The sequence below is a fragment of the Novosphingobium mississippiense genome (assembly GCF_044029535.1).
Taxonomy (GTDB): domain Bacteria; phylum Pseudomonadota; class Alphaproteobacteria; order Sphingomonadales; family Sphingomonadaceae; genus Novosphingobium.
The window spans coordinates 1,163,310-1,181,435 of sequence record NZ_CP147003.1; the positions used below are offsets into that span (position 1 = coordinate 1,163,310).

Annotated in this window: 17 protein-coding genes; 9 read left to right on the forward strand and 8 right to left on the reverse strand. The window is 66.0% G+C overall.

From position 1 onward, the window contains the following. Window positions 1-18: 18 nt before the first annotated feature. Window positions 19-963 (reverse strand): LysR family transcriptional regulator, encoded by a 945-nt coding sequence (locus WBP06_RS23640; protein ID WP_395334526.1) that lies wholly within the window; start codon window positions 961-963, stop codon window positions 19-21. A gap of 133 nt (window positions 964-1,096) precedes the next feature. Between WBP06_RS23640 and WBP06_RS23645 the strand changes: the two genes are divergently transcribed. The 3 genes from WBP06_RS23645 to WBP06_RS23655 are packed head-to-tail and all read left to right on the forward strand — an operon-like array spanning window position 1,097 to window position 3,443. Next, window positions 1,097-1,897 (forward strand): SDR family NAD(P)-dependent oxidoreductase, encoded by an 801-nt coding sequence (locus tag WBP06_RS23645; protein WP_395334528.1) that lies wholly within the window; start codon window positions 1,097-1,099, stop codon window positions 1,895-1,897. 2 nt (window positions 1,898-1,899) lie between these two features. Further along, the gene (locus WBP06_RS23650) at window positions 1,900-2,415 is read left to right on the forward strand and encodes a nuclear transport factor 2 family protein (protein ID WP_395334530.1); all 516 of its coding nucleotides are present in this window, start codon (window positions 1,900-1,902) and stop codon (window positions 2,413-2,415) included. Further along, the gene (locus WBP06_RS23655; protein ID WP_395334532.1) at window positions 2,412-3,443 is read left to right on the forward strand and encodes a zinc-binding dehydrogenase; all 1,032 of its coding nucleotides are present in this window, start codon (window positions 2,412-2,414) and stop codon (window positions 3,441-3,443) included. Before WBP06_RS23650 ends, WBP06_RS23655 begins: the two co-directional genes overlap by 4 nt. A gap of 13 nt (window positions 3,444-3,456) precedes the next feature. On the opposite strand, the gene WBP06_RS23660 is transcribed toward WBP06_RS23655, so the two are convergent. After that, window positions 3,457-4,764: an ATP-binding protein gene (locus WBP06_RS23660; protein WP_395334534.1), complete on the reverse strand. Its 1,308-nt coding sequence runs from the start codon at window positions 4,762-4,764 to the stop codon at window positions 3,457-3,459. 249 nt (window positions 4,765-5,013) lie between these two features. On the opposite strand from WBP06_RS23660, the gene WBP06_RS23665 reads away from it, so the two are divergent. Beyond that, window positions 5,014-6,549, forward strand: a complete 1,536-nt coding sequence (locus WBP06_RS23665) for a DHA2 family efflux MFS transporter permease subunit (RefSeq protein WP_395334536.1) — start codon at window positions 5,014-5,016, stop codon at window positions 6,547-6,549. Window positions 6,550-6,845: 296 nt separating this feature from the next. After that, window positions 6,846-8,966: a TonB-dependent siderophore receptor gene (locus WBP06_RS23670; RefSeq protein ID WP_395334538.1), complete on the forward strand. Its 2,121-nt coding sequence runs from the start codon at window positions 6,846-6,848 to the stop codon at window positions 8,964-8,966. A 38-nt stretch (window positions 8,967-9,004) separates the two neighbouring features. On the opposite strand, the gene WBP06_RS23675 is transcribed toward WBP06_RS23670, so the two are convergent. Next, window positions 9,005-10,360: a sensor histidine kinase gene (locus WBP06_RS23675; RefSeq protein ID WP_395334540.1), complete on the reverse strand. Its 1,356-nt coding sequence runs from the start codon at window positions 10,358-10,360 to the stop codon at window positions 9,005-9,007. Further along, on the reverse strand, window positions 10,360-11,040 hold the full coding sequence (locus WBP06_RS23680) for a response regulator (protein WP_395334542.1): 681 nt from the start codon (window positions 11,038-11,040) through the stop codon (window positions 10,360-10,362). Before WBP06_RS23680 ends, WBP06_RS23675 begins: the two co-directional genes overlap by 1 nt. 138 nt (window positions 11,041-11,178) lie before the next feature. Between WBP06_RS23680 and WBP06_RS23685 the strand changes: the two genes are divergently transcribed. From WBP06_RS23685 to WBP06_RS23700, 4 genes are all read left to right on the forward strand, one after another. Beyond that, complete coding sequence (locus WBP06_RS23685) at window positions 11,179-12,411, forward strand: glycosyltransferase family 4 protein (RefSeq protein WP_395334545.1); 1,233 nt, start codon at window positions 11,179-11,181, stop codon at window positions 12,409-12,411. 6 nt (window positions 12,412-12,417) lie between these two features. Continuing rightward, on the forward strand, window positions 12,418-13,092 hold the full coding sequence (locus tag WBP06_RS23690; protein WP_395334547.1) for a DedA family protein: 675 nt from the start codon (window positions 12,418-12,420) through the stop codon (window positions 13,090-13,092). A gap of 70 nt (window positions 13,093-13,162) precedes the next feature. Beyond that, window positions 13,163-13,498, forward strand: coding sequence for a hypothetical protein (locus WBP06_RS23695; RefSeq protein WP_395334549.1), 336 nt, complete (start codon window positions 13,163-13,165; stop codon window positions 13,496-13,498). 52 nt (window positions 13,499-13,550) lie between these two features. Then, window positions 13,551-14,261 carry a LuxR C-terminal-related transcriptional regulator gene (locus WBP06_RS23700; RefSeq protein ID WP_395334551.1) on the forward strand — a complete coding sequence of 237 codons (711 nt, stop codon included), beginning with the start codon at window positions 13,551-13,553 and terminating at the stop codon, window positions 14,259-14,261. Between the two features lie 54 nt (window positions 14,262-14,315). On the opposite strand, the gene WBP06_RS23705 is transcribed toward WBP06_RS23700, so the two are convergent. The 4 genes from WBP06_RS23705 to WBP06_RS23720 are packed head-to-tail and all read right to left on the reverse strand — an operon-like array spanning window position 14,316 to window position 18,117. Then, window positions 14,316-15,155 (reverse strand): hypothetical protein, encoded by an 840-nt coding sequence (locus WBP06_RS23705; RefSeq protein WP_395334553.1) that lies wholly within the window; start codon window positions 15,153-15,155, stop codon window positions 14,316-14,318. Continuing rightward, window positions 15,152-16,522 carry a lipopolysaccharide biosynthesis protein gene (locus WBP06_RS23710; protein ID WP_395334555.1) on the reverse strand — a complete coding sequence of 457 codons (1,371 nt, stop codon included), beginning with the start codon at window positions 16,520-16,522 and terminating at the stop codon, window positions 15,152-15,154. Before WBP06_RS23710 ends, WBP06_RS23705 begins: the two co-directional genes overlap by 4 nt. Beyond that, a complete protein-coding gene (locus WBP06_RS23715; protein ID WP_395334557.1) occupies window positions 16,519-17,247 on the reverse strand; it encodes a nucleoside triphosphate hydrolase in 729 nt (242 codons plus the stop codon). The genes WBP06_RS23710 and WBP06_RS23715 overlap by 4 nt, the downstream gene beginning before the upstream one ends. A 39-nt stretch (window positions 17,248-17,286) precedes the next feature. After that, on the reverse strand, window positions 17,287-18,117 hold the full coding sequence (locus tag WBP06_RS23720) for a hypothetical protein (protein WP_395334560.1): 831 nt from the start codon (window positions 18,115-18,117) through the stop codon (window positions 17,287-17,289). Window positions 18,118-18,126: the final 9 nt, after the last annotated feature.

Consider the following 18,126-nt stretch of genomic DNA (forward strand, 5'->3'; position numbering starts at 1 on the left):
CTCTGCCATGCCATCTTGTTATGACTTTCGCGATCTCCCGCCCGCCTCGGCATTGATGTTCCCATCATCTCGCACCCACTGCGATGCGGCAATGACGATCACCGCCTGCTGCAACCTGTCGAAATCACCCTTCCGCGCCCGGCGGTGGCGCCGGAATGCCATGTAGAAGCCGATTGCGGGTTCGGGATCGGCCAGATCCCATCCTGCAAAGCGGCCCTCCCCGATTCCCTTGGCGCAATAACTGCGTGGCAGGATCGCATAGCCCGCGCCGCTGGCCACCAGATCCTGTGCCAACCGTGCCGCGTCGACGTGCATCTGGACGTTGGGCGCAAGCCCGTGCGCGGCCGCGGCATCCTCTATCGCGCCACCGATGCCCAGATGGTGCGACGGCACGATCAGCGGCAACCGCGCCGCATCCTCGAAACGGACGGGCACCTGCAGCGCGGCATCCCGTGGACCGATCAACCGCAGCGGCTCCTGATGCAGCAGGCGCTCCTCGATCCGACCGTCGCGCGCGGTATCTTCCAGCAACGCCAGATCGATCACCCCGCGGTTGAGCCAATCGACCAGACTGCCCGTCGGCCCCTCCACCATGCGCACGGCGATATCGGGCACGCGCCGTTCCAGCCCCAGCGCCAGCGGCAACCCCAGCAGGTCCGCCAGCCCCGGCGGCAGCCCGATCACCACCGTGGGGCGCGTACCTTGCCCGGGCCGCCGGATCGTATCCAGCGCCAGTTCCAACTCGCGTAGCGGCGCGGCCACGGCGGCGCGAAGCTGCTCTCCATCCTCGGTCAGGGTCATCCCGCGCGATGTGCGGACGAAGAGTTTGACGCCCAGATCCTCTTCCAGCAGGCGCATCTGGCGGGTCAGCGCCGATTGGGCGATCCGCAGCATTCCGGAGGATCGGGTGAGCGACCCGTCCTCCGCAATCCGCAGGAAGTAGCGCAGGCGTCTGATCTCCATGCCAGCCTTGCTATCTCATTCTGAGATGGCAGTCTGCCGTATATTGAAGTGGCAGCATGGCTCGGTGCTTCGATATCCTCCCGGCGAACGGCAACGATCCGGCACATGAAAGGCCGGACGGGCGGGAGAGAAAATGATGAACATGCGGGAACGCTATGGCCCCTGGGCGCTGGTCGCCGGGGCATCGGAGGGCACTGGCGCCGCCTTCGCACGCCGGTTGGCGGCGGAAGGCTTCGACCTGATCCTGATCGCCCGACGCGAAGCGCCGCTGCGCGATCTGGCCGACGAACTGAGGCGCAATCATGGCGTCGCCTGCGTCACCGGCTCCATCGATCTGTCGCAGGCCGACGCGGCCGATCGCATGATCGCACTGGCCGGAGAGCGCGACGTGGGCCTGCTGATCCTGAACGCCGGGGCCGATCCCAACGGCGCATCGTTTCTGGACGGCGCGCTGGCGGATTGGGAAACGCTGATCGCGCGCAATGTCATGACCACGATGCGCGCCTGCCATCGCTTTGCCGGCCCCATGCGCGCTCGCGGGCGCGGCGGCATCATGCTGGTAGGATCAGGTGCCTGCTATGGCGGACTGCCAGGGATCAGCGCCTACGCGGGCAGCAAGGCTTTCGATCTGGTGTTCGGAGAGGGGCTCTGGGCCGAACTGAAGCCGTTCGGGGTGGACGTGCTGAACCTGATTCTGGGCCGCACTGACACGCCTGCGCACCGCGAACTGATGGAGCGGATGGGACGCCCCTTCCCCACCGATTGCGCCTCTGCCGATGATGTCGCCGCGCTGGGGCTGGCCCGGCTGCCGCACGGACCGATCTGCAACTGGGGCCTTGCGGATGATGAAGGCGGGTACGCCGGCGCGTCGGCTGCAACGCGCCGCGCCCGCATCCTGCAGATCGCCGCCGCCATGGCCGGACAGGAGGCGTGAGCATGGAGAGCGACGCGATCCTGCATGAACTGGCCGACAAGGACGCGATCCGCGACCTCATTCATCGCTATTGTCGCGCGGTAGACAGGATTGATGTCCCGCTGGGCCATTCGATCTGGCATGACGATGGCCATGCCGATTATGGCGCGGATTTCTATCAGGGCCCCGGCAAGGGCGTGATAGACCGGATCTGCGCCGATCATGCGCGCCTGCTCAGCCATTCGCATCAGGTGGCCAATGTGCTGGTCGCGATCGATGGGGACCGGGCAGGCAGTGAGGCTTACGTCAACGGCACGATGCGGGCGCGGCGTGGAGAGGATGTGCTGCATATCGCCGTCTGGGGCCGCTATTGCGATCGCTGGGAACGGCGCGCGGGGCGCTGGGGCCTGGTCCACCGAACGGTCGTGTTCGATCATGAAGAAATGCGCGTCGTCACACCGATGGAACACCGCAACCAGGGCGCACGGGATCGGAGCGATCCGTCCTACGCCGCCCTCCTGCGGGAGGACCTGCGATGAGAGCCGCCTTTATCGAGAACGGTCAGGTCCGCGTAGGCGATGTGGCAGCGCCGGTGCCGGGCAAGGGGCAGGCGCTGGTGCGCACGCACAGCTGCGGCATGTGCGCGTCCGAAGCCCATTTCCTCCATGCCGGGCAGAACGTGATCGACCTGTCGCGCCGTTTCGGCGGCCCTTATGCCGCGCTGGACTTTGCCCGCCCCTTCGTGCCCGGACACGAATACGTGGGGGAGGTTCTGGACTACGGCCCCGGCAGCCAGCGAACCATTCGCACCGGCCGGCGCGTCACGTCGGTGCCGATCATGCGGGCCGGCGGGGGGCATTCGGTGATCGGCTTCAGCCATGAATGCCCCGGCGGCTTCGGCGAACTGATGTTGCTGGACGAAGCCATGCTGATCGAGGTGAGCGACGGGCTGGACGATGATCGCGCCGCCATGATCGAGCCGCTGGCCGTCGGCCTGGAGCACGCGCGGCGTGGCCGGCCGGAAGCCGGCGATGTGCCGCTGGTGCTGGGCTGCGGCGCCATCGGCCTTGGCGTGATCGCCGGGCTGCGGATGGCCGGGATCGGGCCCATCGTCGCCGCCGATTTCCACGCCGGCCGGCGGGAAATCGCCCTCGCCATGGGCGCGGACATTGCCGTCGATCCGCGCGAGACCAGCCCCTATGGCCCGCTGCCGGGCCTGAACGGTCGCCGGGCCAATCTGGTCTACGAGAATGTCGGCCAGAAAGGCATGTTGGCGCGCATCATCGCCGATGCACCGTTCGACGGGCGCATCGTCATGGGCGGGTACTGCATGGAAGAAGAGGCGCTGTTCGTCTTCGCCGCGCAGAACAAGCGGCTGAACGTGCAGTTCGCCGGCGGCGAGGAGCCGCAGGACATGGACCTTGCCATGCGGGCCATTGCCGATGGCCGGATCGACGTATCGCTATGGCTGGCCGAGCGGATCGGCGTGGACGGCGTTGCCGATGCCATGGCCGCGATGTCCGGCCCGGCGGCGCCGGTGCGCACGGTGGTCGATCCGCGTCGCTAGGCGATCGCAGGTCTCAGCCTTCAGCAGCCTCCGGCACCCGGATCCGCGCCACGAACCCGCCCTGTGGCCTTGCCTCGAACGAAAGTTCGCCGCCGAACCGCATCATCAGGCGGTGCGCTGTGGGGATACCCAGCCCGAAACCGGGCACATCGCGACTGCGCGCCTCGTCCACACGGAAAAACGGCGTCAGCACATCGGCGAAGTGGCGCGGCGGAATGCCGATGCCCGGGTCGGCGACCGCGACGGTCCACCCTTCCGGCGCGTGGGCGATCGTGACTTGCGCCGCGCCGCCGAACCGCACGGCATTATCGACCAAAGCGCCCAGTGCCAGGCGCACTGGTTCGACGTAAGTCTCGACAACAGCGTGGCCGGGGCCGGTTACCTGCACGCGATCGCCATGCTGCGCGGCGACGGCGTCCACCAGCGCGCGCAAGTCCGCGCGGGAGGGATCGCTGGCGATGTGCTGGGCCCGCAGATAGCCTTGCAACGATCCGATCAGCCCCTCCATCTCGTCGATGCTGGCGCCCATGATCTCCGCCAGCTCGCGATCTTCCACCAGATCGGCGGCGACCCGCTGGCGCGACAGTGGGGTGCGCAAGTCGTGGCTGATCGCCTCGAAGGATCGGGCCTGATCCTCCACCAGCCGGGCGATCCGCTCCTGCATCACGTTCATGGCATGGGCCAGATCGCGCAAGTCCGCCGACCCCTGTTCGTCGATCTCCACCCGCTGGCCATGGCCGATGGCATCCGCAGCGCGGGTCAGCCTGCGCAGCGGGCGCGTCAGAAAGCCCAGCGCGGCCAGTCCCACCGCAAGGCAGGCCAGCGCCGTCAGCAGGGTCAGTACCATGGCGCGGGTTGCCACCGGCCACATGGAGCCGATGTCGCTCGACCGGAAATTCAGCCACGACCCATCCGCCAGCCGCATCGACCCGACAAGATCGCGCCGCCCGGCAGGTCCGCCCGAATAGGCCAGATGAAGCTCACGCCCCGCCAGCCCCGGCTCCCAGCGCACCACTTCCTTCGCGATGGAGCCCAGCGGGCGGGCCGTCGTGGCATGGGTCACGCGTGGACGCAGGGCGACTTCCGCTTCGAGATGGCGGGTGGACATCACCTCCACCACCTGCCGCGGATCGATGGCATGAATACGTTCGCTTACCACCAGCAGTTCGGCAATCCGCCGCGCATGGTCCTCTCGCAAGGTCTGGCGATCGATGGACTGATAGAACAGCAGGCTGCCGGCCAGTTGAACCAGACCGATCAGCAAAAGCAGGATCGCGGCCTGCGCCGGCAGGCGCCAGGGGCGGAAACGGGGCAAGGGCACCTCTCTCGACCGATACCGCGGTTTCTTGTGCATCTCACGGCGGCGGCATCTTCTGCAAGGCCCTCTCATTGCAGGCGGGATGCGTCAATCTGGCAGGCCATCCCGGCAATGTTTTGACACAAGCCCGGCCCGACAGTTCGCCTAAACGAAACACCTGATGCATAGTTCGATCGCTTCCGAAGCCTGCGATGGGTCTATGGGGCATGCAGTGATGTTGCGTTCCAATCCGATTCGCCGGGTTTCCATCCCATGCTGAGGCCGCGCCGGCGCGGTATCGCCTCGGTCAACGCCGAAGTGCGCGACGGCATCGTGCCCGCCGCCGGCGCCATCGCCATGACGCCGCAAACGGACACGTCCCCGGCAACGTCCAACTACCGCCTGATCGCGCTGATCATCGCCTCCGCCCTGTTCATGGAATTCGTCGACGCGACGGTGCTGGCCACCGCGCTGCCGACGATGGCGCGCGATTTCGGCGTACGCCCGCAAGACATGAGCGTGGCGCTCACCTCCTACCTGCTGGCGCTGGCGATCTTCATTCCCGCGTCGGGCGCCCTGGCGGACCGCTTCGGTTCGCGCACGGTATTCCGCACCGCGATCGGCCTGTTCATGCTGGGCAGCCTTGCCTGCGGCCAGTCGGGATCGCTGGAACTGATCGTGCTGTCCCGCTTCGTGCAGGGGATCGGCGGCGCCATGATGATCCCGGTCGGCCGACTGGTGCTGCTGCGTTCCGTCGCCAAGCAGGACATGGTCAGCGCGATGTCGTGGCTGCTGGTGCCGGCGCTGATCGGTCCGATAGTCGGCCCGCCGCTGGGCGGCCTGATCGTGACTTATCTCGACTGGCGGTGGATCTTCTACATCAACCTGCCGATGGGCCTGCTGGGCCTGTGGCTGACCGGCCGCTTCATCGCCAACGTCCGCGAAGATCACGCCCATCGTTTCGATGTGGTCGGTTTCGTCCTCAGCGGCATCGCGCTGGGCTGCCTGTTGTTCGGCTTCGAGATGGTCAGCCGGCCGGGGCAGGCCGCGTTCGCAGCCGCGCTGATCGCGGTCGGCGTCATCGCCGGAATCGGCTACATCTTCCACGCCAGGCGGCACGAAGGCGCGATCCTGGATCTTGCCCTGCTGAAGGATGATACCTTCCGCCTTTCGGTGATCGCCGGCTCGGTCACGCGCATCACCCAAGGCGCGCAGCCGTTCCTGCTGCCGCTGATGATGCAAGTGGGCTTCGGCTATTCGGCAGCGCGCAGCGGCACCATCACCGTGGCCACCGCGATCGGCTCGCTGGCGATGAAAAGCTTCGCCCCGCGCATCCTGCGCCGCTTCGGATTCCGGCAGGCGCTGATCGTCAACGGCGTGGTGGCGACGGCCGGCTATGCGGTCTGCGGCCTGTTCAGCCCGGAATGGCCGACCTGGGCAATCTTTACCACACTGGCACTGGCCGGCTTCTTCATGTCGTTCCAGTTCACCGCCTACAACACGATCGCCTATGACGGCATCGACAAGCGCCAGATGAGCAGCGCGACGGCGTTCTATTCGACTTTCCAGCAGCTGATGCTCTCGCTGGGTATCTGCGTGGCCGCCATGGCGCTGCACCTTTCCATGCTGGCCCACGGGCATGAGACGCCCGCTCTGGGCGATTTCTCGACCGCGTTCTGGATCGTGACCGCGATCTCGCTTTCGGCAACGCTGTGGAACCTGCGTTTTGCGCCCCATGCCGGGGCCGAGATCAGCGGACATTCGGTTGCCGAACCGGCCGGAGCCCGGCAGCTCGAAGGGCAGCACTGACCCGCGCGAGCGTACCCGGCGCAGGCCGCCCGTTCCGCCAGATCCAAGCCCCCGAAACGCGATTCGCACTGCCTGCCGGTGGTGGAATCGCGCGCGCATCCTGCTGCGCCGTCCATATCCCGGCTTTGCCCTGTGTCCATTTTGCCTCGGCCCACCGGCAATCTCGTGCCGCGCCCTTGGCTGATCTTGCGAAGCAGTCGCATTAGCACTACCAGCCGCCGCGACTCAGTTCCGAAAGGCTTCCAATGATTCAAACGACGGTCCGCAGCCGCCTCCTTGCAGGCGCGGCAACAGGCATGATGGCGATTTCCATCCTCCCCGCATCCGCGCAGGCTGCGGCGGCCGAAGTCGATGACATCATCGTCACCGGCGACCGTCCCGCCTCGGTCGCCCTGTCGGGCACCAAGAGCGACACGCCCATCGTCGACACGCCGCAGTCGATCTCGGTCATCGATTCCTCGACCATCGCGGACCTTGGCATCCAGAACCTGAACCAGGCGCTGCGCTTCGTGGCCGGCGTGACGCCGGAAACCCGCGGCGCCTCGGCCGAAGTCTACGACCAGTTCAAGCTGCGCGGCTTCGACGTGGCGACCTACCTCGATGGCCTGAAGCTGTTCAACAGCGCCACCGGCTATGCCAACCCGCAGATCGACATGTCGCGCCTGGATCGTATCGAGATCGTGAAGGGTCCAGCCTCCGCACTCTACGGCTCGTCAAGCCCGGGCGGTTTCGTCAACGAACAGAGCAAGCTGCCGATCGACCGCGATTTCTACGGCGCGGTTTCGGGATCCTACGGCAACTACAACAATTACCGGTTCGATGGGGATGTGGGCGGCAAGGTCGGTGAAACCGTGCTCTGGCGCCTTTACGGCAGCGTCAACGGTGCCGACACGCAGCAAACCATCGGCAAGCGCCGCCGCGAGACGGTTTCCGGCGCAGTGACCTTCGGCGCCGGCAGCTCCACCACCTTCACCGTGCTGGGCGCCTATTCGCACGATCCGTTCAACGGCAACTATGGCGTGTTCCCCGCCAGCGGCACGCTGTTCGACAATCCCAACGGCAAACTGCCCACCAGCTTCTACGGCGGTGAGCCGGGTGACTTCTTCAAGCGCGAGCAGGCCGCGGGCACCTACATCTTCCGCCACGAATTCAATTCGGACTGGGCGTTCCGTTCTTCCGGCCGTTACCAGTACGTGAAGAGCAAGCTGGGCATCGTCTATACCTCGGGCACGCTGGTCGATGGCAGCACCACCGACTTCAACCGCGCATCCTATGCGACGAACGAACACCTCAACAGCTGGGTGTTCGACAACCAGCTGACCGGCAAGTTCGAAACCGGCCCGCTGCGCCACAGCGTGCTGGTGGGCGTGGACCGTCAGGTCGCCCATTCGGACGAACTGTCCGCCTTCGGCTCGGCCACGACGATCAACGGCTATGCGCCCGTCTACGGATCGATGCCGACGCCGGCGAACCCCTACGTGGTTCCGGGCTACGATGCGGACTTCAACTATGATCCGACCACGTTCGTAACGCCGGACTATGTCGAAACCCGCCAGCGCCAGCAGGGCATCTACCTGCAGGACCAGATCACGGTCGGCGCGCTGGACGTGACGCTCAGCGGCCGTCAGGACTGGGCGCGGCTGGAGCAGGCCGGCCAGGTCCAGCACAACAAGAAGTTCACCTGGCGCGCGGCGGCTCTTTACCGGACCAGCCTGGGCCTTTCGCCCTATGTGACCTACTCCACCTCGTTCGAACCGCAGTCGGCCGTGCTGGAAAGCGGCGGTCTGGCCAAGCCCTCGCTCGGCAAGCAGATCGAGGCCGGTGCCAAGTACGCGATCCCGGGCACCGATATCCTGCTGACCGGCGCCTGGTTCCAGATCAACCAGACCAATGTCGTGGTCTACAACCCGCTGTCGTTCGCGGCCTTCCAGTCGGGCGAAGTGCGTTCGCGCGGCGTCGAGTTCGAAGCGAGCGGTTCGCTGCCCTACGATTTCAAGTTCCGCGCCGCCTTCAGCCGCCAGAACGTGAAGGTACTGGACGATGTGAACCCCGCCAACGTCGGCAAGGGCCTTGCAACCGTGGGCAAGGGCGGCATTTCGGCCAACCTTGCGTGGGAACCGCAGGATGGCTCGTTCTCGGGCCTGTCGATCGGCGGCGGCGTCCGTCACGTCGACAAGGTCTATGCCGGCAGTCTTGACGGCACGACGACGATCTACACGCCGTCCTACACCGTGTTCGACGGGCTGATCCGCTACAACCTTGCGAAGGTGAGCCCCGATCTTGCCGGGGTGACGCTGGGCCTCAACGCCACGAACATCTTCGACAAGAAGTACCTGACCAGTTGCTACGCCGCCTATTCCTGGTGCTGGTACGGCAACCGCCGCACCGTGCAGGGCACTGTCAGCTTCACCTGGTAAGAACGATGCGGGGCGTCCGTCGGGCGCCCCGCACTTCTTCACGCCGGGCGGAACCGCAGCGTGAACACCGTGCCTTCAGGTTCGTTCGCGCGAGTTTCCAACTGCCCGCCAACCTTGCGCATCAGCTCGCTGGCAATCGCCAGACCGAGCCCGGAACTGCGCGACAAATCGCGACGAACCGCCTCGAAACGCCCGAACAGCTGGGCTTCCGACAGGTTCAGGCCCGGCCCCGTATCGGCCACCTGCACTTCGGCGCCAGGGCCGACCCTCACCGTAATGCCGGTACCCTCCGGCGTGTGCCGCGCCGCATTTTCCAGCAGCGAATCCAGCGCCCGGCCCACCACATGCTCCGACGCGCAGGCCAAGACGTGTTCGGATCCGACAATCTCCACCCCGTGGCCCTTCGCGATCAGCAGCGGCACGATCGCGGCAACGCGATCCTCCACCACGCCACGCAGTTCGACCACATCATCCGGATCGCAGGCCATCGCATCGACTTCGGCAACCAGCAGCAGCCGCTCGACGATAGCTTCCACCACATCGATCTGCCGCAGCATTCGCGTCTGAACGTCCGACGCGACGGGCGCCCCCTTGCCGGCATATCCGCCAGGGGATCCCTCCACCAGCAGCCGCAGGATCGCCAGCGGAGTGCGCAATTCGTGCGCGGCATCGGCCGCGAATTCGCGCTCGATCCGGTACGCATCCTCCACCCGGTCGAGCGCGCCGTTGAACGCCCGCAGCAACGGCAGCACCTCTTCGGGCATCCCCTCGGTGCTGACGCGTTGCTGCAACTGGTTCGGCGATACCTGCTCCACTTCGCGGGAAGCGCGCTTCACCGGCGCCAGCGACTGGCGGATGATATAGGTATCCACCGTCAGCAGGCCGATCAGGAAAATCGCCAGCAGCCCACCGCCCACCATGATGATCTGGGTGCGAAGATCGTCGAAGATCACGTCCGGATGATCCAGGTTCTGAACGATGACGATCCAGCTCCCCGGCTCACGCACCATCGGCACGCTGACGCCGGAATAGATCTTGGAACCGCGAACCCGCCGGAAATAGGTTGTCGCCCGGCGCGTCGGCACGGTCAGCGACGGGTCGGACTTCAGATTCTCGATGGCGATGCGGTGGCCGCGATCCTCCACCCAGAAACTGAAGCTGCTGCCCCCGCCACGCAGGCCGGCGGCGGCCGCTTCGGATATCGACCAGCCCCGGGCGTTGCGCTCCAGCCCCGCCTGCATCTTGTCGGCATATTCGTCCAGAATCTGCCGTTGCAGGTGATCGCCCGTGCTGTCGATCAGCAGCCATGCCCCCACGGCGGCAGCAATGGCCGTGATCAGCGTCGCCGCGGCATGCAGGACCAATATCCGCCGCAGGACCGATGGCGTGTGCATCACGCGTCCGGCGCGGCGCGCATGAGGTACCCCAGCCCGCGCACGGTGACGATCTCCGCCCCCGCATCCAGCGCCATCAACCGCTTGCGCAGCCGATGCACGGTAACCTCGGCAGCGTTGGAGGAGAATTCGTCGCCCAGGCCGAAAAAGGCGGATTCGATCTGGGTCTTGCGCACCACCTTGTCCCGATGGCGCACCAGCAGGTCCAGCAGTTGAACCTCACGCGGAGCCAGCACGATCGTTGCATCCGCCACGCGCAGCGTCTGCGAAGCGACGTCGTAGCGCAGCCGGCCGCAGGCGATCTCTCCCCCCTGCTCGCCCGTGGCGCGCCGCAGCAGCGCGGCAACGCGGGCGATCAGTTCCTCCGCAGCAAAGGGCTTGGAAAGATAGTCGTCGGCGCCGGCATTGAGCCCGGCCACCCGGTCGGCAATGGCAGACCGGGCGGTGAGCGCCATGATCGGCAGGAAATGCCCGGCGGCGCGCAATTCGCGCAGCAGCACTATGCCATCCTCGTCCGGCAGACCCAGGTCCAGCAGCATCGCCGCATGATCGCCGGCCGCCACGATCGCGCGTGCATCGCCGGCCGTGGCAACGATGTCGTTGGCAAAGCCGGCCTGGCCCAAATGCTGGCCGATCAGCTCCGCAAGCTCTGCATTGTCCTCGACGATCAGCAACCTCATCCCCTTTCTATCGCGGGGATATGCTCCGTGCGCAACTGGTGCGTCTTCCCAAGCAATCGGTTCTGTAAGGTCGCTGTAAGGTGACAGCGGATAGCTGGGCCGGGCGGCCGCGACCAGCCGCCGAACGTGCACCGGACAATGATACCGAAAATTGACAACTGGCCCGATGGGCTTCTGACCGGCCATTCCAGCCGACGCCCCCGCATCGCGCTGTTTTCGGGCAATTACAATTACCTTCGCGATGGCGCCAATCAGGCGCTGAACCGTCTGGTGAACTACCTGGAGCGGCAGGGTTGCGCCGTCAGGGTCTATTCGCCCACATCGCCGACCCCGGCCTTCGCGCCGGAGGGTACGCTGGTTTCCGTCCCCTCGATCTCGATCCCCGGACGGGGCGACTACCGGCTGGGACTGGGTTTGCCGCGCGCCATTCGCGCGGACCTGATAGAATTTGCGCCGGACGTGATCCATGTCTCCGCGCCGGACTGGACCGGCACTGCCGTGCAGCGCCACGCCCGCAAGGCGGGGATTCCGGTGGTCGCCAGCCTGCACACACGCTTTGAAACTTACGCCGCCTTCTATGGCGCCGCGCTACTGCGCCCCGCCATGGAACGCCACCTTTCCCGCTTCTACCGCCGGAGCGACCGCATCCTGGTGCCGACGCCCGGCATTGCACAGGAATTCGCCGAAGCCGGACTGGCGGCGCGCACCCGCCTCTGGGGCCGGGGTGTGGACCGTCAACAGTTCAGTCCCAGGAACCGGAACATGGCTTGGCGCCGCGCGATCGGCATTGCGGATGGCGAGGTTGCCGTGCTGCATTTCGGCCGCCTCGTGCGCGAAAAGGGTCTGGCCGACTATGCAGACCTCTGCCGCCGCCTGCTGGACGAAGGGCTGCCGGTGCGTCCGCTCGTAGTGGGCGATGGGCCGGAGCGGGGCTGGCTGGCACGCAAGCTGCCGCAGGCGCGGTTTGCCGGCCATCTCATGGGCGCGGATCTTGGCCGGGCGGTGGCCAGTGCCGACGTGTTTCTCAACCCCAGCAAGACCGAGGCTTTCGGCAATGTAACGCTGGAGGCGATGGCCGCCGGCTTGCCGACGGTCTGCGTGGACGTGCCCAGCGGCCGCAACCTGCTGGAAGGCGGCGCGGGGCTGTTATATGCGGTGGGCGATCGGGAAGCTGGGCTGGCCGCGCTGCGACGGCTGGTGACGGATGCCGAAGCGCGCCACGGCATGGGCGCCCATGCCCGCACGGCCAGCGCGGCCTATGACTGGGACAGCGCCTCGCACCAAGTGCTGGAATGCTACCTCGACGCGCTGGGCCTCGCCCCGCGCCGGCCCGTCGACCGCCGGATCGGCGCGGTTGCCGTGGCGGCCTGACCAGAGATGGGAGACCTGATCGAACAGGCCGGACGGTTCGTCGCCTCCCACGGATTCTGGGCCGGCCCGGTCGTCGGCCTGCTGTGCCTGGGGGAATCGCTGGCGATCATCGGCCTGTTCGTTCCCGCCACCGCCGTCATGCTCGCGATCGGCGGCCTGATCGGAGCGGACGCGCTGGACGCCTGGCCGATCTTCTTCTGGGCCGTGGTCGGTTCGATCGCGGGGGACTGGATCTCCTATCTGTTCGGCAGCAGAATCGGCCCCAAGGTCTATCGCCGCTGGCCGCTCAACCGGCACCGGCCGGCGGTTGCTCGCACCCGACTGTTCTTTCGCAAGTACGGTTTCGCCGCCGTATTCATGGGGCGGTTTCTTGGCCCGATCCGGGCGACGGTTCCGCTCGTTGCCGGGGTGCTGACGATGCCGAAGCGGCCCTTCCAAATCGCCAACGTCGCCTCGGCCGTGCTGTGGGTGCCTTTGATGTTCGCCCCGGGCTATCTTGCGGCGGGCCCGCTGGGTGAGATGCTGTCGATCAACGAAGGGCATCTCGTGCTGTTCGGCTTCGGCATCGCCATCGTGGCAATGGCGGCGACGCTTCTAGCCTCCCGCCGGATGGGTAGGCGCCGTCGCCAATCGGGACCGGGCACTACCCCTTCCGCGCCGCCAAACGCAAAGTCCCTGTAAGGTCGCCGTAAGCCGGAGAGCGATAGAATCGCCGGGCGAGGCGCGCTTCGCGCCGATGGTTGGGGACAGCATGACCCACGAGCTTATTTCGACGACGTGCGTTTCCGCCGGCGAAGGCTTCTACGTCTCGCCGAGCATGAATGGGGCCGAAGGCGCAAGGGATGCTTCCGCCACCAATGCCGCCCCCGACGGCATGGATCAGGTGATAGCCTGGCGCATCGACACCTTCCGCATCGCGGGCGACGATGTCCCCATCTCCACCACCTGGCCGATCACCATCAACGGTTCGATCGACACCACCGAATTCTTCATTCTGCGACCGGACGGAAAGATCGAATATCCGGACGGCTCATCCCCACGGAACGGCAGGCCGTTCCTGCATCTGGTCCAGGGCAAGACCCGATAGGCCAGCCTGCTCCCCTCCCCCGAATTGCGCCATGACGAAGGGCCATGCCATCATGTCTACCGCGATATTCGTTGCCGTAAAAAACTCTCTGGCCCACGAAGGGCTCTGCCGAATTCTATCCGATACCGGCTTTCCCCGCATCGAGGGACTGAAGAATCTGGCGGCCTTTTCTCCTGCCGCAGCGGCGCGGCATGAGAACGCGATCCTGATCGTCGACCGATCGCTTTGCGAGGTGGACGGCGCGGCCACGCTGGGCAGCCTGTTGAAGCGCTGCCCGCGCCTGCGGGTGGTGGTGCTGGTGGAAACCTTCGATTTTGCCGAGATGGCCGCGCTCTACATGGCCGGCGCCCATGCCTATTTCCTGATCAACTCGCCCTGCCAGGCGTTGGTCGCGATGATGCAGATGGTCGCCGTCGGCCAGAAGGTGGCCCCACCGGAAATCATCGATCTGGTCGGGCACATGCTGATCGTCACCAGCAGGACCGCGCCCAACAACGCCAGCCTCGCCGCTTTCAACTTCAACGCGCGCGAGCGGGAGGTTCTCGACAGCCTGCGCAACGGCCTGCAGAACAAGACCATCGCCTATGACCTGAATCTCAGCGAGGCGGCGATCAAGGCCACGGTCAAGTCGATCCTGACGAAGATGGGCGCACGCAACCGCACGCAGGCCGCGGTGATGGCGCGCGAAATGGCCTTCTACGAACCGCAGATGCCCTTCCCGCCTGTCGAAACGGGCCTGCGACAGGGTTCGCGCGATCACTGAGGGCGCCCGCCGGGCATCCTCAATGATCGCGCGCGCCATTTATGAGCGTACGCCCTAAACCGCCGGGAAGGGATTGTGCGCGACCAGCGCCTCCAGCCGGTGCGCGATATCGTGCGGCAGCGGAACGTCGTCTTCATGATAATCGCGCTGTCCCGCGCCGACCTGTTCGACCAGATCGTCGTGCAGGCTACCCATCAAGCCATTGATCGCGCTTAGAAAACGGGACATGCGATAGACCCGCTCGTCGGGCTGAAGCGTGCGCATCGTATCGTAGAACGCGACCTGCCGGCTGATCACCTTGCGCATCATGTGGAAACGATGTCCGGTGGGCGATCCGCCCGCCAGCCATCCGCGCAGCCGCCCGAACTCTGCCAAGTGGAAGTCGCGAAAACCCCGTGCGTCGTCCAGCTTGACGTTGCCGATCTCGCGCCGGACCGCAAGCCAGACCGGTGGCGAAAGCAGGATGCGCAATGCCAGCGCATAGCCCGTTACCGCCCATCGCCGCCGATTGCGGAAGGCATCCTGCAGGTGCCCCATGGTCGCCACCGTCAGGCGAAACAGCAGCGGCGCCTTGTGTGTCCGGCCATAGAGCACCAGTGCAAAGCGCATCTGCTTGTAGGCAGCGCGAATGTGCTTGTAGCGGACGCGCGCATCGTGCGGCAGGTCTCCCGACAACAGCAGCGCGTCGACAAGGCTGCACATCTGCCCCCGGTCCACATTTTCGCGCCAGAACTGCGTGGCCAGGGCAAGGCAACTGCGCATCATCGCTTCGTCGCTGACCGCCGGGATCGGATCGGGCAGGCTGACTTCGGGATCGACGACATCGTCCATCTCGATCGCCTGGAACATCGCCTCCAGCGTCTCGGGCGGGAAAGTCTGCAGCGGAGCCGTCATGCACGCGCTCCCTTCACAGGCGTCATGACGGAGACCAGGTTCTGCCGGTGACGATAGGCGCTGACCGTGGGAAGCAGCATGAACAGCGCCTTCAACGAAACGCCCGCAACATAGGCAAGCCCTGCGCCGGTAATGCCGAACAGGTGGATCAGCACGAACAGCAGCAACGCATACCCTGCCGCCGCAGTCCCCTCTGCGACCAGCGCAGACCGCTGCCGCCCGGCCATGTAGAGCAGCGATTCCAGCGGGAAACTGGCCATGGTCACGATCAGCGACGCGGTCATCAGCTGGAGCAGATCGTAAGCTTCCATGTAGCGCTTGCCGAAGACCAGCCCGATCACCGGCTCACCGCCCACGATCACCACCAGCAGGATCAGCAGACCCATCCCGCCCGAAACGAACGCGCTGCGGATCGCCAGCTGCCAGGGGTGGCGGCTGGCGGGATCGAGCCGCATGATCTCCGGATAGAAGCTGCGCGACATCAGATCGGCCGGCTTGCTGGCGGAATCGAAGAAGGTGGCGGCGATCTTGAACAGGCCCGCGCTGGTGGGGCCCAGCATGGCGCCGACGATCAGGTTGCTCACCGGCCCCCATGCCGCCCATACCGAATGCGCGACATTGGTGGTCCATACGAAGTCCCACGCTGCCGGCAGCCGGCGCCCGGGCCCCACCAGCCCCGGCCGCAGGGCGCCATGGATGCCGCGACGGCGCAGTTCGATCACCGACATCACCCACAGGCACAAGTCACCCGCAAGATCGGCCAAGAACCAGGTCACCACGAAACCGACGAAGCCCAGATTTCCAAAGTAGGACACCGCACCGCCGATCGCGCGCAAGATCGGCGTCACCAGTTGCTGCAAGGCCAGCTGGTCGAACCGGTCCAGCACGCGCAGGATGCCGGTGGGGGTGGCGGCCGTCATGGTCGGGATCAACAGGCAGTAGAACATGGCAATCTGCACGTCCTCTTCCGGAATGTCGAACCAGTCGGCCAGGAATGGCAGCAGCACCAGGCCGCCCACCAGCCCGACAAGGCCGCTGGCAAGGTCCAGCCCGAAGGCGAAGCCGGTAACATCGCGCAATTCGTCGAAGTCACCACGACCCATCGCCGGAGTGCCGTAGCGGACGATGAACTGCCAGGTCTGGAACTTGACCAGTGCGCCCACGCCATTGGCATAGGAATGGATGATCACCAGGGTGCCGAACAGCGCCGGAGTCATGCCGCGCCCGGCGCAGGCCAGCGCCACGAGGCCCAGCAAGGCTGCCACCAGCTTGCCGGACCCCAGATAGGAGGCATTCCGTACGATCGTGCGGAACACGCCGTCCGCAAACCAGTGCCTCACGGTGAAGGAACGGGCGGCCATCGTCATGCCACCTTTCGCGCCGGAGCGGCAGACGGAGCGGACGACAGAGTAGCAGGCAGGGCGCCAAGGCATGCGGCAACGGCCGCCTTTGCCTGTGCCAGCACCTGATCCAGCGGCTGCTCGGCATCGATCTCCACGATGGGCGCGCCTTCGAAGGTCAGGCGCGGCACATCGGCAACCTTGCGTGCCAGCGAGGACTCGCGATGATCGGGCTTGCGCGCGATCGCCACGTCCAGCGAGACGTTCAGGCGCAGTACCAGATCGGGGCGCATGGCGGCCATGGCCCGATAGTGGCGCAATTCGCTGCGCGCCAGCAGACCGACAAGGCCCGAACGCCGCGCGGCAGCAAGGCCCAGGCCATCCATCGGGCCAGGCAGGTTCACTTGCGGAAACCTGTCTGCCACGATGGCGGACCCGGCGCGGCGCAGCCGCATCATGCGATTGAACCGGAACACGCGGCGCATCGAGAAGACGTAGATCACCAGCGCCGCCAGCAGGCCGGGCCCCTTCTCCGTCTGGGCATTGCGCGCCCGCGTGTGAATCGATTTATCCAGCTTGCCGCCCAGCAACGGCAGACGCGCGATGCGACGGCCGATATTGCCGGACTGCTTGCCAAGATGGCAGAGCCGCGTGGGTCGATCCTCGTTCATCCAGGCGCAGAGCGCCTCGGTCACGGTGGACTTGCCGGAACCGTCGCAACCGACGACGGCGATAAGGGGGGGGAGGGTCATGACGTTACGCGCAATGTTCTTCATATTGGGGGGAATTCATCAGCTCTGCAGACCATGGCGCCGCAGCACCGCAAGGACCGTTGCCAGCACCTCGTGATAGGGCCGCGTCGCGTCGACGTCGACGATCTGCGCCCCGGCGAAACCCAGCGTGGGCACGACGGCAAGCTTGCGCTCCAGCATCGCCCGCTCGTGATCGGCCTTGCGGCCAAGCGCGGTATCGACATCGACATTCAGCCGGATCACCACGGTCGGCCGATAGGCCGCCATTCCCTCGTACAGCGCGCGTTCGCGCCGGGCGATCCGCTCCACCAGGCCCGAACCCTTGCGCATCCACGACAAGCCGGGGCCGTCGAAGGTGCCGGGCACTTCGGCCTGGGGATAACGATCCGTCACCACTTGCACGCCGTGGCGGCGGTAATCGATCACCTGCCGAAAGCGGCGATGCCGCGCCAGCGAAAAACCGAACATCGCCAGCGCCGTCAACAGGCCGGGCAAGCGCTTTTCCGGGCCGGAACGGGTTTTGCCATCGTGCGCCTTGCGGGCCTTTCCGGTCAGAAACCCTTCCACCAATCGTCCGATCACCGGAACTTCGCCGATCTTGCGGCCAAGGTCACCGGTGCCCAGCCCCAGATACATCGATCGCGTAGGTGCCTGCCGGTCCAGCAGCATCACCAGATCGCGCGCCAGAGTCGATTTGCCCGAACCGTCGCAGCCGATCAACGCCACGCAAGGCGCCAGGCCGGACTGCGAACGACCGGACTGCGATCGGCCAGGCTGCGATCGAGTGGAGGACTTGGCGAACGAGGTATCGAAAGCGCTGTCCAGCGAAGAACGGGTCGCGATCTCGCGCGGAGATTTGTGAAGGGTCATGTTTTCGTA